Raw genomic sequence first — 14760 nt, forward strand, 5'->3', positions numbered from 1 at the left:
TGTCTGGTTTAACGCGGCGCTCTCAGGTTCTTCGCGAGCAAGCTCGCTCCTACAGGGATCACTGTTGCCAGTAACCCACGGCCTTGAGGAATGCCTCATTGACCTGGTGCGTGTCCAGCAACACCCGTCGCAGCTGGCGCGAGAGCTTGCTCTCGGTGGCGACAAAGCTGTACAGCGAACCGCCCGGCAGCGTCAGGTTCTGCACCGTCTCGAGCAGGTCATCCTGGCCGCGCACCACCCAGATCACTTCCACTTCGGCAGCGCTGGCCAGCGGCTGCTGTTCCGCCGCATTGGCGATCTCTATCATCGCCAATACCTTGCGCCCCGCCGGTAATTCGTCCAGGCGCCGGGCAATCGCCGGAATCGCGGTTTCATCGCCGATCAACAGGTAGCTGTCGAAGATATCCGGCACGATCATCGAGCCACGCGGCCCGCCGATGTGCAGGTGCTGACCGACCTTGGCCTGCTCGGCCCAGGTGGAGGCAGGGCCATCGCCATGCAGCACGAAGTCGATGTCCAGCTCGCCGATGTCCAGGTCGTACCGGCGTGGGGTGTAGTCGCGCATGGCGGGTTGCGGGCCGTCGCCGCGCAGGTTGAAGTCGGGGCTGTCCAGCGCCGCTTGTTCGGCGGCGTTCTGTGGGAACAGCAGCTTGATGTGATCGTCACTGCCCAGGCTGATAAAGCCCGCCAGTTCCGGCCCGCCCAGGGTGATGCGGCGCATGCGCGGGGTGATGTCGACCACCCGCAGCACTTCGAGGCGGCGGCGTTTGATTTCGTGGGTCACGCGGTGGATGGCTTGGGTATTCATTGAGCTTTCCCGTCGGCAATGGCTTGGGCGGTGCTGTTGAGCAGCGCCGCGACACGAACGATTTCTTCCGGGCTCCAGCGCCCGTGGTGCGAATGCAAGGCGTGGCGCAGGTTATGCACCGCCTCGTGGATTTCCGGCGGACGGTCCTGGCCCCGCAGCGAACGTTTGCTCACATCCATGCGCATGCGAATGCCTTCGAGGGCAACCGCCTGTTCGCTTAAGAAGAGACGACCGGCGTCGGTGATTGTGTAGCGTTTTTTTCCGTCTTCGGCGTCGCCGGTAATCAGTTCGCTTTCTTCGAGAAAGGTCAGCGTGGGGTAGATCACGCCGGGGCTGGGGCTGTAGGCGCCGTCGAACAGGGTCTCGATCCGGCGAATCAGGTCGTAGCCATGGCACGGCTGTTCGGCGATCAGCGCCGGCAGCAGCAGTTTCAGGTCGCCGGGGGCGAAGACCCGTGGGCCACGGCCGCCGCGCTCGCGGCCTGGACGTTTGTCGAAGCCGTCGCGGCTGTCACCGGGGTCGCGGTGTGAATGATGGTCTCTCATTTCGGGTGCTCTCGTTTGGTTTAGATACAACGTAAGATATATCTTATTGCCGCCGCAACCCCGGCAGACGAACGGTCATCTCGCGTCTTGTGAGACGGGACTCGAAACGGGCCGATCAGCGCACTGACCCTTTCGACATATTCGCCAACTTGTTAGTTGGCGTGCCCCAGTAATTACTGTTGTTTTTTATAATATGTAATCCTATTCTTACGGACTTGTTCTGCACTAAATCATTCTCGTTAAGTTGATGTAGTCCGTTTCTTACGGTTGATTCAAAAGTTTTGGCAAAGTGCCATAATTTTCCTATGTGTCTTGGTGTGACAAGGCTACGTGAATAAGCGAATCGACCGGCTTTCATATTCAAAATCGAAATGGATAATTGCCCGGCCTCGAACGAACTCCTGAATTGCAATACAAGTAATTGGAAAGCATCCGATTTCCATTGCTTCAGGAAATTGTTCTGGCGCTGGGTTAATTAAGTCCTGTGCGCAACTAAGCCAGGATTTCGTTTTGATTTTTAATACATGTGAGCCTCTGCAAATGAAGACTAAAGTAAAAGCTGCGCTGTTGACTGTCGGCCTGTTGGCGGGTTCGATCTCTGTTGCTAATGCGGCGGACGGGACGATTACATTTACCGGTTCGGTCCATTCGGGTGCTTGCTCTATCAAGCCTGAGTCTGTGGATCAGTCAGTTGCACTTGGCGCTATTGCAAAGCATCAGTTGCAATCCGGCGGCAAGTCCACCGCCCGCCCCGTGGCGATCGAGCTTGAAGGGTGCGACCTGTCTGGCCTCACCGATAACACCGTGACCACTACCTTCACCGGTGCACCGTCCAGCGTTGTGCCTGGCGGCATCGGCACGGTCGGCAGCGCGGGCGGCATCGGCATCATGATGACCCACGGCGGCAAAGCGATTGAGCTGGGCGTGCCAACCACTCCGCAGGCCATTGTTGCCGGTAATAACACCCTGCAGTTCGGCGCCTACGTACAAGGCCAGGCGACAGGCGACATCGTTCCTGGTGATTTCAGCGCGGTCACCAACTTCACCTTGGCTTATCAGTAAGTGTTTCCCCCGCCACCACTGGTGGCGGGGGAAAACTGGCGGGAGATCAAGGTGAAAACATTCATAAGTCTCGCTATTGCCTCTTCATTGACGTTGTTCATCAGCCCTTGTGATGCCGCGCAGACGCGTGTGCAAGGCGATGGGCTCGTCACGCTGGGAGGCGAGATCATCGACTCGGCCTGCGGGCTGGAAGCGGTCACTGCCGATCAGACCATCGACATGCCTCCCGAACCCATCGGCCGCCTGTTGCGAGAGGGCGCGGGGCAAATGCAGCCGTTCCAGCTACGGCTGGTCAACTGCACCGTGACGCGTCCCGACCCGCTGCGCCCCGGCGAAACGCTGCCGGACTGGGAGCATCTTCGCGTGACGTTCGACGGGCCCAGCGATATGGGCGGGCGCACCTTTGCGGCCTTTGGGGCCTCGCAGGGGGTTGCTTTCCATATTGAGGACGCCGCTGGCCAGGTGAGTGTGCCGGGAGTGCCGATGGCGCTGCTGCCGTTGGTTGATGGCGACATGACACTTCATTACAGGCTCCGCCTGGTGGGCAACGGAGTGCCGCTGTTGGCAGGGGCTCACCGCGCGGCAGTGCGGTTCAAGTTGGAATACTTTTGAAGATTGAGTTGCGTGTATGTTGAATACGTCGAAAGTCATGAATACGCTGCGCCCCAGCCTCTTTGGCGGGTTGATATCACTGGCTGGAACTGCAATGGGCGCCGGGGATATTGAGTTTAATACCGACGTTCTTGATCTGATTGATCGCTCCAATATTGACCTGTCTCAGTTTGCACGCAGTGGGTTTATCTTGCCTGGCACCTACTCGATGGTGGTCCAGCTCAATACCCAACCTATATCTGAACAATCGGTGGCGTTCTTTGCCCCCGATGATGATCCCAAAGGCAGTGTGCCCTGTTTATCGCGCGAGCTTGTCGAGCAACTGGGCCTCAAGGCGTCCGGTGCTGACCAGCTGAAGTGGTGGAAGGGCGGGCAGTGCCTGGATGTCACGGGCTTGCCCGGCATGGAAGTCAGTGCCGACCTGGGCACGTCCACCCTGGACATCAACCTTCCCCAGGCCTACCTGGAATACAGCGCCATCAACTGGGACCCGCCGTCACGTTGGGACGAGGGGGTGCCGGGGCTGCTGGTCGACTACAACATGACGGCGCAGTCCAGCTACCGCAAAGGTGACGGTACGCGCAATGACCTCAGCGGTAACGGCACACTCGGGGCCAATGCCGGGGCCTGGCGCCTGCGGGCGGATTGGCAAGGGCGTGTCGAGAAAGACCGCGAGGCGCAGGCCAGCCGGCAAAAACTGGAGTGGAGTCGCTATTACGCATATCGCGCCATTCCTGCGCTGAAGGCACGCCTGGTGTTGGGCGAGGACTACCTGTATTCGGACCTGTTCGACAGCTTCCGCTTTACCGGTGCCGGGCTCAAGTCAGACGAAAGCCAGCTGCCGCCCAACCTGCGGGGCTATGCACCGGAAGTGGTCGGGGTGGCCAAGACCAATGCAAAGGTTGTCATCAGCCAGCAGGGGCGTGTGCTCTATGAAACGCTGGTGGCGGCAGGCCCTTTTCGGATCCAGGACCTTAACGACGCCGTGTCCGGCACGCTGGATGTGCGGGTCGAGGAGCAGGACGGTTCGGTACAGAAATTCCAGCTCGATACGGCAGGCGTTCCCTACCTGACGCGTCCCGGGCAGGTTCGTTACAAGCTGTCTGCCGGGCGACCGTCCAACCTGCAGTACCACTCCCACGGTGACTTTTTCGGCACCGGCGAGTTTTCCTGGGGAATCAGCAATGGTTGGTCGCTGCTGGGCGGTGCGATAACGGATAACAACTACCGTGCGCTGTCGGTGGGGGCGGGGCGGGATTTGCTGGCGTTCGGGGCCGTTTCCCTGGACGTCACCCAGTCTCGCGCCAGCCTGTGGAACCAGACACTTTCGGGCAAATCCTACCGCCTTCAATATTCCAAGAACTTTGAAGAGTACGACAGCCAGGTCACCTTCGCCGGTTACCGGTTCTCCGAGAAGAACTACTTGAGCATGAGCCAATACCTGGATGCTCGGCACTATGGGCTGAACGGTGAATTGGGTGGGCGCGGCGTGTTCGATGAAGACGGTAACTTCATTGAACACTGGAAACCCATTGGCGGTAACAAGGCGCTGTATACGGTCACGGTGAACAAACAGTTCCGCGATCTGAACACCACGGTGTATGCCAGCTACAACAAACAAACCTATTGGAACCGGCCGGACACCCAGCGCTGGAACCTGTCGGCGTCTCGTTACTTCAACGTGGGCTCTGTCAGGAACATGAGCCTGTCGCTGAATTTATATCGCACCCATGAATACCAATATAAGGACAACGGAGCAGCGCTGACGGTCAGCCTGCCATTGGGACCCACCGGCACCCTGTCGATGGATGCCAACAGGGCCGGCGGCAAAAACAGCTTTACCACACGCTACGCCGATCGCCTGGATGAACGTAACAGCTACCAGGTCAGTGCCAGCGACACCTCGGCCAGCGGCTACCTGAGCCATATTGGTGACCAGGCCGACATCGACCTCAGCGCCACGACGCAACAAGGCAATAACCGCACCCTCAGCGCATCCGTGCGTGGCGGCGGCACGCTCACGCCTTACGGCGGGGCGCTGCATCGAACCACCAGTACCGGCGGAACCCGGCTGCTGGTCGATACCGCCGGTGTGCCCGATGTGCCCGTGCGGGGCTACGGCACGCCGACCCGCAGCAACGCGTTCGGCAAGGCGGTCATCTCCGACATCACCAGCTACCAGCGTACGGCGGCCAGTGTTGACTTGGAGAAATTGCCCAGCGATGTCGAGGCCACTCAATCCGTGACGCAACTGACCCTCACCGAGGGGGCCATTGGCTACCGATCCCTGGAAGTGATTTCCGGCCAGAAGGCCATGGCGGTTCTTCGCCTGCCGGATGGCAGCGCACCGCCCTTCGGCGCCACGGTGAAAAACCGCAAGCAGCAGGACACCGGGGTGGTGAATGACGGCGGGGATGTCTACCTGAGCGGCATTCAGGCCGGCGAGCAGATGATCGTCAGCTGGGGCGGCACCGAGCGTTGCGTCCTGACGCTGCCTGTCGAGTTGCCAACGGATGCGTTCACCGATGCCCTGCAACTGCGCTGCCAGAGGGTAGCCGTCGATCAAGCCTCACCCGAGCGAGCCAGCCTGACCGGCCAGCGAAACACTATGGAGAACCCATCCTCATGAAACACCACATACGTTTTACCTACGCACTACTGCTGACGGTCTTGAGCCAGAGCGCCAACGCCGCTGTCGGCCTGGACCGTACCCGCGTGATTTTCGACGGTGGCAAAGACGCAACCAGCGTTAACATCACCAACAACAACCCCCAGTTGCCGTACCTGGCCCAGGGCTGGATCGAGGATGAAGAGGGCAACAAGATCACCTCGCCGTTGATCGTGCTGCCACCGGTCCAACGCCTGGAGCCCGGCAAGCAGAGCCAGGTAAAAGTCCAGGCGTTGCCGGCCGCCAAATCGCTGCCCCAGGATCGGGAGACGGTCTACTACTTCAACCTGCGGGAAATTCCGCCGCGCAGCGACAAGCCCAACACCCTGCAAATCGCCCTGCAAACCCGGATCAAATTGTTTTACCGGCCGCAGGCAATTACCCCCACCCAGCAGGACCTGTCCAACCCATGGCAGGAAAAGCTGACCCTTACCCGGCAAGGCGATCACTACCGGGTGAATAACCCCACGCCTTACTACGTGACCCTGGTGGATGCGCGCAGCAGCAAGGACGGCAAGACCATACCGGGCTTCGAGCCGGTGATGGTCCCGCCCAAAGGCACGCAGGCCCTGGGGCCGACTGCCAAGGAGCTCGGCACCACCCCCTATTTGTCCTACGTGAATGATTACGGTGGCCGTCCGCTGCTGGCGTTCACCTGCAGTGGCGAGACATGCAAGGTGAACACGCAACTGTCTGTGGCCAATCAGTAGTGCCTGCTGCCGGAGAACGTCATGAAGTTGCACACAGTGAAGGTCTTGGGCGGTCTGTTGCTGGCCCTGATGGGGCCGGCGCACGCCGCGGATGACGAGGATGTGGAGGGCATGGTCGGGATGCTCAACATTCTCGGGTCCATGCATGAAACCCCCTGCAGCCTGGAGATGGCATCCCTGCACCAGACGATCGACCTGGGCCCGGTGTCGGCCAGCCAGTTGCAACGGCCGGGTGACCAGGCGACCTCCGTGGCCTTTCAACTGCTGTTCGAGGATTGCCGGCGCACCGCCGGCCGCATCGCCAGTGAACGCACGGGGAACCTGACATGGAGTGCTTATCAACCGGTGCTCTCGGTGGCGTTCATCGCACCAGCCGATGCCGATGATTCACGGCTGGTCAAGGTGCAAGGCATCACCGGGATGGGCCTGCGCCTGACCGATTCCCAGGGGCGCGATGTACAGCTGGGTTCAAGGGGGGAGCCATTGTTCTTGCCCTTGGGCCGCAACACGCAGACCTGGAACGTCCAGCCCACGCGCACCCCGGCACCCCTGACCAGCGGTGCATTCCGGGCCGTGGTGGATTTCAGGCTCAATTATGAGTAAGGGCAGAACAATGACCAGGTTAACCGGCCCGTGGGCCATTTTTATCGGTGCGGGACTGCTGTGGGCGGTCAGCCAGGGCGTGCAGGCCGATACCAACCTGACGATCCGCGCGACCATCATTGCACCTCCACCGTGCGTGATTAACAGCGGCGGCACGCTGAATGTGCCGTTCGGCAATGACCTGCTGACGTCACGGATTGATGGCGTGAATTATCGACGGGACGTGCCGTATACCGTCACCTGCAGTCCTCCCGTTTACAGCAACGCGATGACCCTGGAACTCAAGGGCGCGGCAGCCGGGTTTGATAACAAAGTGCTCTCGACCCCCAAGACCGACCTGGGGGTCAAGCTCTTCGCCAATGGGGCGGACTGGCCGCTGAACACGCCGCTCAGGTTTACCCATCCGACCTTTCCGGCCGTGCAGGCGGTGCCGGTCAAGCGCGCAGGCAGCACGCTGACGGGCGGGGCATTTGCGACCGCCGCCACCCTCGTGATCGAGTACCAATAATGAGGAAACGATCAATGAAATGTTGGCCACAGCGAACGTTGCTCGGCTTGTGTTGCTTCGGCTTTTTCAGTGCTGCGTCGGCCAACCTGACGTTCAACGGAACGCTGAACGAGCCGCCGCCCTGCACGATTGATTCGGGCAGCACGATTGAAGTCGATTTCGGGGATGTCGGCACCAAGCGTGTTGATGGCGTGAAATATCGCAGGGCCGTCGGCTACACCATCCGCTGCGGCGCCTCCACGCTGCCGTGGCTATTGAAGTTGAGCGTCAAGGGCGCAGAGACAAGCTTTGATAACGCGGCCCTGCAGACCACTGCGCCTGACCTGGGCATTCGGCTGTATCAGAACAACGCGCCGTTTCGCCTCAACACGCCGCTGGACATCAGCCTGGCGGCACCGCCGACCTTGGAAGTGGTGCCGGTCAAACGGCCGGGTTCGGTCCTGAAGGCCCAAGGGTTCACGGCGGTGGCCACGCTGTTGGCTGAATACCAGTAGGAGCGAGTGTATGCGACACGCAATGATTCATAAGGGGCTGGTCCTGCTGCTGACCTTCGGCCTGGCGGCCACGGCGCAGGCGGTGGACAACCTGAGGTTCAAGGGCAACCTGGTGGAACAGGCCTGCACCATCCGCCCGGGCGATGAAGCCATCACCCTGGAGCTGTGGGACCTGACCAGCAAGCACCTCTACATCAACACACGCTCAGTGGGCAAACGTTTCACCCTGCACCTGGATGACTGCAATACCACCATCAGCGACTCGGTGACCATCCTGTTCAACGGTGCGGAAAACCGCGCGCTGCCCGGTTTGTTCGCGCTGGACGGTGGCAGCGGTGCCTCTGGTATCGGGCTGGGTTTGGAGACACTGAGCGACAAGCCGGTGCCGGTGAACAAGGTCGGCGACGAACAGAAATTGAGCCCCGGCAACAACGTCATCCTGCTCAAGGCCTATGTGCAGGGTGAGCCGGATGCCCTGCGGGACAAGACCATCGGGCACGGCAGCTACCGTGTGACTTCGACGTTTACGCTGGATTATCCGTAACGCTAAACCGTTATGCATGGGATGAAAGAGAACAACATGAAACGACTATTTGGAGCCGTTGTGCTGCTTGCCCTGGCTGGCGTCACGACGACCGTGAAAGCGGCTGATTGCCGGGTCAATGGCGGCAATTGGCAACGGGTGAGCATTGGCGGGACGTTGAACCTGCAGGTTCCGGTGAATGTGCGGCTGGAGGTGAATGAGCCGCGCATTCTCCTGTCCGGGGTGAGGATCGAATGCCGGTTTGAACCGGACAGCTATACCCCGGATGGACGGCAGGACTACTGGGCCACCGGGACGAGGATCGGCCCGGCCTGGTCGCCTGGTCCGAAGTTCGTCAGCCAGACGACCGGCTTGCGTATCAATGGCAGTTATTGGAACACGCCTATCCAGGCGGGTATCAGGATTGCGACCATGCCTAACAATACGTCTCCGATCTCGATCGATGTCATCCCTTATATATTGATCCGCAACAACCCGACCAACCCGATCGACATTCGAATAGGTGACACTCTGGGCGTGTTACGTCTCGACCAGACCAACAACTACGATTCCTTTTCCACGAGCCTGCAGCTTACGTACATCGCCAACAACGACTTCACCATCTCCCCGTCGTCGTGCACGATCAACAATAACCAACCGATCGAAATCAACTTCGGCAACGTGCACCAGAGGGCGATAGGCACCGACCCCGTATCAACCACCGTTCGTACCGATCGCACGCTCACCTACCGGTGCCCGGACCCGGGGATTACCACGCCGATCACCATTACCTACAAAGGCACGCCGTCCTCGTTCAACGCCAATGCGCTGGTGATGAGCAATCCGAACGTGGGCACGGCCCTTGTCCGTCAGGGGACTGCGGTTCGAGTCAATGGCTCGTTCCTGACCCGTATCACCAACAGTTCCGGGAGCGACGTTGTAACGTTCGCCCTGGTTAAGCAGGCGGGGTCCCTGCCTGTCGAGGGGCCGTTGAACGGCAGCGGCGTACTGGTAATGGGGGTGCCATGACACACCCATACGGTCAGACCTGGCGCGTGACGCGGTTACGTTGTTGGCTGTGGCGTTCCAAAGCCTGGTGGGTCAACTCGCGCATCCATTGTTTTTCGCGGTAGCCCAGTTCGTTGAGCAGCAGGTTGTAGCTGTCGTCCGTCATGGGTTGCCCGGTCAGCACCTGCGGGTGCGGTACACCCAGGGCGTCGGCGAGGCCGATCAGCGTGAGCCTCAACGCTTCCTTCTGCTCGGCGGGTAAGCCGTTGGCCTGGGCCAGCCTGGCCTGGGCTTCCTGCAGTTCATCAAGGCGTGCGCATTGTTCGTCGAAATGCCGGGCATTGGCCTCAAGGGTGTTCGGGTGGTGGTCGTGCAGGTACTGTTCCCAATAGGGCTCCAGCAACATCTGGTTGACCAGGCCATCGCCTTCGCCCAGCTCCAGCACCGTGCTGTAGGCCTGTTCGATCTGCGTGGGTTTTACGTCGCCGGTGTCGCGGTACAGCATGTGTTCCGACAGCCAGGGCAGGTCGAGGCGCTTGGCCAGGGAGGTCTGGTAGCTCAGGTAGACCTCCACGTCGTCCACGTTACCCATCACGCCCTCCCGTCGTTGCGAACGCAGCCATTGGCCGAGGCCGCCTTCGGCTTCGGGTTTGAGCCGATGGGCAATGTCCTCGCTGGCGATGCGGTTCAATTGCTTGAGCCGTGCATTGCCCTTTGCCAGCGTCACCAGTTTGCCCTCGCGCTCGCTGGCCGAGGCGGAGTAACGCTGGGCTTCGCTGACCAGCACTTCGATGCCCAGGTCATTGAAAATCTGTGCACTGCCGTCGGCGCACAGGCCGGGAAAACTGGCCATCTTGAACAGCTTTTCACGCAGCGCCGTATCGTTGTGGGCCGCCTCCAGCAAACGCCAGACGCGCTCGCGCAACGTTTCAAGATTGTCCCAATAGGTGTCCATGTCCTGGGGCCGCTGGAAGAAGTCGGGCGCTTCAAGGGCCTTGATCACCTCGAACAAACCCTGGGAGCCGTGCTCGCGCTCCACCGCTTGCCACAGCTCCTGGCGCCTGCCCAGTAACGGCGGCCTGACCCGTTCCAGCCACGGGCCGCTCTCTCCACGGGGCTCATAGCTGCGGTTGGGGTCCAGTCCGGCGGCTTCGCGGTACTGCTCGTACAGCAGGCGCTGGTCGTTGAGCAGGGTGTTGCGGTCCAGGCGGGTATGGGCGACGGTCCGGGCCTCGGCGCTATCGGCCATGAGCGCTGGCACATGATCAATCCGGGTTTGGCTCAGGTCCAGCAGGAAACCCTCCTCCCGTGGGTGGGCAAACAGCCCGGTGGGCCATTGGGTGATGGGGGTGCGGCTCAGGAACAGGCGGCGCAGGTGCGGCATTTTCGAGATGTTCGGTGGCTGCGTCAGCGGGTTGCGGTACAGGTTCAGGTTGCGCAGGTGCTTGAGGTTTTTCAGGCGCGCAACGTCGCCGTTGAGCAGCGTGATCTGGTTTTCCCCCACGTTGAGGTCGCGCAGGTAGCGCATGTTGGCGATGGGCTCGGGCAGCCGCGTCAGTTCGTTCGCACTGACGTCCAGCTCCCGCAGGGACGGGAATGCCTGCAGAAAGGGCCACTGGCTGTCGTTGAACATGCAGTTGGCCAGCTTCAGTTGGGTGACGTGCTCGAAACCATTGCCCAGCAGCGGCAGGCTGCCGGGCAGGTCGAGGGCGCTGAGGTCCAGGCTCGCGCCGCTCTGCACCTGGCCCAAGTCGTCGCGGTGCTCGGCGAGGCGGTCTTCCCAGCAGCGATAGAGTTTGTGCGCAATGATATTTTTACGCAGTTTTTCCTCCCGGGCCATGCGGCTGTTTTTGGGATGGGGGCCGGGCAGGCGCTTCCATTGCTCCAGCTCCCGGTACAGGTTGTGCCGCTGCAGGACCAGGCGATTGAGGACATCGTTGTTCAGCCCCGGGCCGATCTCATTGAGGAACCGCTGCAGGCGTTCCTCCTCCAGGGTCGGGAACAGACTGGCCAGCACCTCCCGGGCGCGGGCCTGGCCCAAGTGCTCCTGGGCGCGGCGCAACCCGCCGAGGGCCGCGCCGCCGAGCAGGGTGGTGGTCTGCACATCTGCCGTACTGCGCAGCGGTGGCTCGGCCAGCACCCGGCGCCGTTCGGCCAGGGGTTCGAGGGTTTCCATCAGCCAATGCTTGAGCCCGGCGCCCTGGCCGGGCCGGTAGCCCAGTTCACGTTGCTGCGCTTCGGACAGCGCGCGCAACAGGCATTCATACAGGGTATCCGGCCCATGCAGGCGCTGGCCCTGCTGATCGAACAGTTCGTAGCCCATGTCGTTCTGGCGCACCAGCACCCGGCGCCGGCGGGCATCGGCCGGCCCGGCTTCACAACGCAGCGTACCGCTGACCAGGCGATCGCGGATTTGCAGGTGCAGGTCGCCAAAGCCATCGCTGTAGCGCTTGAGGGTATTGAGCACCAGGCGCTCGGTACCTTCGGTGATCGCCCAGGGCGGGAAGAACCCCGCGTAGGCCTGGACACTGTGCTGGGCGAAGCTCAGTTCCCTGGCCTGATTGAGCAGGCGCAGCGGTACGTGGTGGTCCAGGGTTTGCCGTTCGGCCGGGGTTGTGCCGGCCAGCAGGGTGTCGGCCAGCGGCCGGTCCAGCGGGCTGACCTGCTCGCGCAAACGGCGTCCATGGGGATCGGCGCTGACCTGGCGGGCCTGATGGATGTAGTCGGCGATGTCACCGGTCTGGCGCGCCACCGAGTCCGCCAGTTGATCGCGCAAGGTTTGCACGCGCAGTGCTTGCGGCACGTCGCCGCCCAGCAGGTGCCTGATCGACGGCTCATCGAGAAACTCCAGCACCCGCGCCGGCAACTCGCTGGACATCACCTCGGCCAGGCTCAATTGCAGCGTGTCGGCCGGCGATGCCTGCGGGTTGGCGTACTTGTGGGAGTCACCGCTCTTGTCCGAGCGCACGAACACTTCCAATGCCTTGGTTTGGGGCCAGCCCGGCAGCTCGGTGATGGTCTGCTCGAACCAGGCGGACGTCGCATCCAGCGGCAGCGGTGCGCCGGCGCGAATGGTGTGCACGGTCTGTGTGGCAGCGCGCTGGGCTTCATAGCGATTGAGGGTCGCTTCCAGCAGCGGCGGGGTCGGCCGGTTTTGCACGTAAAGGTTGCGCAGCACACCGTCGTCGGCACCGCTGATGCGTTGCATCTGCTGCAGTTGCTGGTTGCTGAAGGGCGCCGTGCGCGGCCCCAGGCGGCGCATCAGCGTGGCGCTGTCCCAGGTGCGCGGTTGCTCGGCTTCATGTACGAAGGCGCCGTCGCCGTTGAACCGCACCAGGGGTTGATAGGCGTTGGCGCGCTCCGGGTGAGCGATACGCGTGTCGCCGGTTTCAGGGTCTGCCTGCACTTCGAAGTGAGCACCTTGCAGCGCGAGGATCTGCTTGCCCCGATGGGTGTGCAGGCCGTCGACAATGGGCGGCTGGTCGAGGTGTTTCACAGCATAGGGCGCAATATCCGGGTGCCACAGGCGCGTGCTGCCGTCGGGCCGCACCACCGGGCGCAAGCCTTCGACGAAGGGGCTGAGCTTGAGCCGTGCGACATGGCCCAACTGGCTGGCAGCACCGAACAAGGCAAACTGGATCACGCTGTCGGCCACCGCGACCACTTGCTCCGCCGCCTCGGCACCGCGCCCCTGGGCCCAATCGACAATCCCCTCGAACACCTCGTCGGTGATCTGGTACAGGCTGTAGGCGAGCATCGCTTCCCCCAGCAGCGGCACGAAGGGCGTCAGCACCAGCAGCGCCGCATTGAAGATATCCCCGAGGATTTTTTCCAGGTTGTCCCACCAGGCCCAGCGCGCGTGGCGGTCGGCGGTGGCGGTGGGCACGGCGATGTCCAGGGCATCGTTGACGATCTTGTTCAACTTGAGGCGATACTGGTAATTCCACAGGTCATTTTCGGCGGCGAGCGTTGAGCGATTGACGTGATCGTCACCGATAGCCTGCACGCTGAATTGCAGGTTTGGCTGGGTGATCGGGGTGTCGCGCCAGCTGGGGCGCGGGTCGGTGTGGGCGGTTTGATGCCAGCGCACACGGCTCAAGCGTGTATTGAGCCCGGCAAAGAATTCACCGCGCCTGGCGTGGTCGATGAACTGGCTGAAGAAGGTCTGGTAGCGCTGGCTGTCCCGCAGTTTTTCCGTGAGGTGGCTGAGGAAGGCCGCAGGCGAAGGGTATTGCTTCAGAGGGTGTTCGGGGTCTGCGGGGATGTACACCAGCACCTTGCCGACGGGCCGGGTGGGCTGCGGGACAAACAGCAACAGGATGCCGGTCAATGCCGTGTTCATCAGGCTCAGGGTATGGCATCCAAGCGCCTGACCGTCCAGCAGCGCGACGCGGCCGGCGATCAGGTCGAGCACGGCGCCGTGGGCATCGGCGTCGATGTCCCGGTTGATCAAGGCCAGGTGCGCCGCTGTACCCAGGGCAGTCTTCTGAGTGGCAATCATCTGCAGGCGCACGGTCCGGGTCACCGCCGGGTCATAGAACCCCAGGGCCTGGCGCAGGCTTTTCTGGTAGCGGGCGCCCAGGTCCAGGGTGCGGCAGATGTGCTTGAACTGTTCAGCGGTCAATACGGCGCCGGTGATGGAGTGGCGCAAGGTCAATGTATCCCGCTGCCCGCGTGGGTCTTCGGCGGACAGGAAGGCGTAATTGACGAAGGTGTCCGAGGCGGCAAAGTTGGCCAGCGCGACGTCCAGCAGCGACAGGGTTTTGCTTTGCTCCCCACGATTGAAATCGTGCACCCACCAGGCAACTTTGGCGCTGGCATACAGCCGCAGGCAGGTGGTTCTGACGTCGATCTCGCCATAGGCCTTCAAGGCATTTTTCAGCAGCGGTTCGGCGAAGGCGTACACGTCGGTCAATGCCTGGAATCGCTGGTCCATCGCAGCCTGCTGCTGCCAGTGTGCGGCGATCGCGGGCTTGAGCGCTTGATGCTGGTTGGCGCTGGCATGGGGATAGTGGCGGATGCCTTGGCGGGCGACGTCGTTGAGTGCGCGCAGGCGGAGTGGCGAGGTGGTTTTCAGCCAGTGCGGCAGGGCGTTTTCGATAAACGCGTGGTGCAGGGACTGGTCGGGTATGTCGGCCATGGGGGCAACCTGTAGAGCTCAAAAAGAAGGCTTGAGTCTATGCACCGGCACGGCTGCGGATAAGTTTGAATAGTGGGTG

12 protein-coding genes are annotated in these 14760 nt (G+C 61.7%); 9 read left to right on the forward strand and 3 right to left on the reverse strand.

The window, feature by feature from the left end:
* Positions 1-58: 58 nt before the first annotated feature.
* Both HX824_RS09510 and HX824_RS09515 read right to left on the reverse strand, forming a co-directional pair.
* On the reverse strand, positions 59-808 hold the full coding sequence (locus HX824_RS09510; protein WP_177054463.1) for a siderophore-interacting protein: 750 nt from the start codon (positions 806-808) through the stop codon (positions 59-61).
* Complete coding sequence (locus tag HX824_RS09515) at positions 805-1353, reverse strand: PadR family transcriptional regulator (RefSeq protein ID WP_003216412.1); 549 nt, start codon at positions 1351-1353, stop codon at positions 805-807. The genes HX824_RS09510 and HX824_RS09515 overlap by 4 nt, the downstream gene beginning before the upstream one ends.
* 540 nt (positions 1354-1893) lie before the next feature.
* On the opposite strand from HX824_RS09515, the gene HX824_RS09520 reads away from it, so the two are divergent.
* The 9 genes from HX824_RS09520 to HX824_RS09560 are packed head-to-tail and all read left to right on the forward strand — an operon-like array spanning position 1894 to position 9562.
* Complete coding sequence (locus tag HX824_RS09520; RefSeq protein ID WP_023659208.1) at positions 1894-2415, forward strand: fimbrial protein; 522 nt, start codon at positions 1894-1896, stop codon at positions 2413-2415.
* A gap of 51 nt (positions 2416-2466) precedes the next feature.
* Positions 2467-3027: a fimbrial protein gene (locus HX824_RS09525; protein ID WP_177054464.1), complete on the forward strand. Its 561-nt coding sequence runs from the start codon at positions 2467-2469 to the stop codon at positions 3025-3027.
* Positions 3028-3043: 16 nt separating this feature from the next.
* On the forward strand, positions 3044-5656 hold the full coding sequence (locus HX824_RS09530) for an outer membrane usher protein (RefSeq protein ID WP_177054465.1): 2613 nt from the start codon (positions 3044-3046) through the stop codon (positions 5654-5656).
* Entirely contained in the window at positions 5653-6405 is a 753-nt protein-coding gene (locus HX824_RS09535; RefSeq protein ID WP_177054466.1) for a fimbria/pilus periplasmic chaperone, read from the forward strand. Before HX824_RS09530 ends, HX824_RS09535 begins: the two co-directional genes overlap by 4 nt.
* A 21-nt stretch (positions 6406-6426) precedes the next feature.
* Positions 6427-7008, forward strand: a complete 582-nt coding sequence (locus HX824_RS09540) for a fimbrial protein (RefSeq protein WP_003216422.1) — start codon at positions 6427-6429, stop codon at positions 7006-7008.
* Positions 7009-7018: 10 nt separating this feature from the next.
* The gene (locus HX824_RS09545; protein WP_003216424.1) at positions 7019-7516 is read left to right on the forward strand and encodes a fimbrial protein; all 498 of its coding nucleotides are present in this window, start codon (positions 7019-7021) and stop codon (positions 7514-7516) included.
* A 14-nt stretch (positions 7517-7530) separates the two neighbouring features.
* Positions 7531-8010, forward strand: coding sequence for a fimbrial protein (locus HX824_RS09550; protein WP_003216426.1), 480 nt, complete (start codon positions 7531-7533; stop codon positions 8008-8010).
* Between the two features lie 10 nt (positions 8011-8020).
* Positions 8021-8554 (forward strand): fimbrial protein, encoded by a 534-nt coding sequence (locus tag HX824_RS09555; protein ID WP_087692798.1) that lies wholly within the window; start codon positions 8021-8023, stop codon positions 8552-8554.
* A 36-nt stretch (positions 8555-8590) separates the two neighbouring features.
* A complete protein-coding gene (locus HX824_RS09560) occupies positions 8591-9562 on the forward strand; it encodes a fimbrial protein (RefSeq protein WP_177054467.1) in 972 nt (323 codons plus the stop codon).
* 13 nt (positions 9563-9575) lie between these two features.
* Here the strand turns inward: HX824_RS09560 and HX824_RS09565 are convergent, their stop codons facing one another.
* On the reverse strand, positions 9576-14681 hold the full coding sequence (locus tag HX824_RS09565; protein ID WP_177054468.1) for an NEL-type E3 ubiquitin ligase domain-containing protein: 5106 nt from the start codon (positions 14679-14681) through the stop codon (positions 9576-9578).
* Positions 14682-14760 lie beyond the last annotated feature (79 nt).

The sequence above is a fragment of the Pseudomonas sp. D4002 genome, assembly GCF_013385665.1.
Lineage (GTDB): Bacteria > Pseudomonadota > Gammaproteobacteria > Pseudomonadales > Pseudomonadaceae > Aquipseudomonas.

Coding starts and splice junctions, on each gene's coding strand:
- HX824_RS09510 (WP_177054463.1), bottom strand. CDS start 808: ATGAATACCCAAGCCATCCACCGCGTGACCCACGAAATCAAACGCCGC.
- HX824_RS09515 (WP_003216412.1), bottom strand. CDS start 1,353: ATGAGAGACCATCATTCACACCGCGACCCCGGTGACAGCCGCGACGGC.
- HX824_RS09520 (WP_023659208.1), top strand. CDS start 1,894: ATGAAGACTAAAGTAAAAGCTGCGCTGTTGACTGTCGGCCTGTTGGCG.
- HX824_RS09530 (WP_177054465.1), top strand. CDS start 3,044: ATGTTGAATACGTCGAAAGTCATGAATACGCTGCGCCCCAGCCTCTTT.
- HX824_RS09535 (WP_177054466.1), top strand. CDS start 5,653: ATGAAACACCACATACGTTTTACCTACGCACTACTGCTGACGGTCTTG.
- HX824_RS09540 (WP_003216422.1), top strand. CDS start 6,427: ATGAAGTTGCACACAGTGAAGGTCTTGGGCGGTCTGTTGCTGGCCCTG.
- HX824_RS09545 (WP_003216424.1), top strand. CDS start 7,019: ATGACCAGGTTAACCGGCCCGTGGGCCATTTTTATCGGTGCGGGACTG.
- HX824_RS09550 (WP_003216426.1), top strand. CDS start 7,531: ATGAAATGTTGGCCACAGCGAACGTTGCTCGGCTTGTGTTGCTTCGGC.
- HX824_RS09555 (WP_087692798.1), top strand. CDS start 8,021: ATGCGACACGCAATGATTCATAAGGGGCTGGTCCTGCTGCTGACCTTC.
- HX824_RS09560 (WP_177054467.1), top strand. CDS start 8,591: ATGAAACGACTATTTGGAGCCGTTGTGCTGCTTGCCCTGGCTGGCGTC.
- HX824_RS09565 (WP_177054468.1), bottom strand. CDS start 14,681: ATGGCCGACATACCCGACCAGTCCCTGCACCACGCGTTTATCGAAAAC.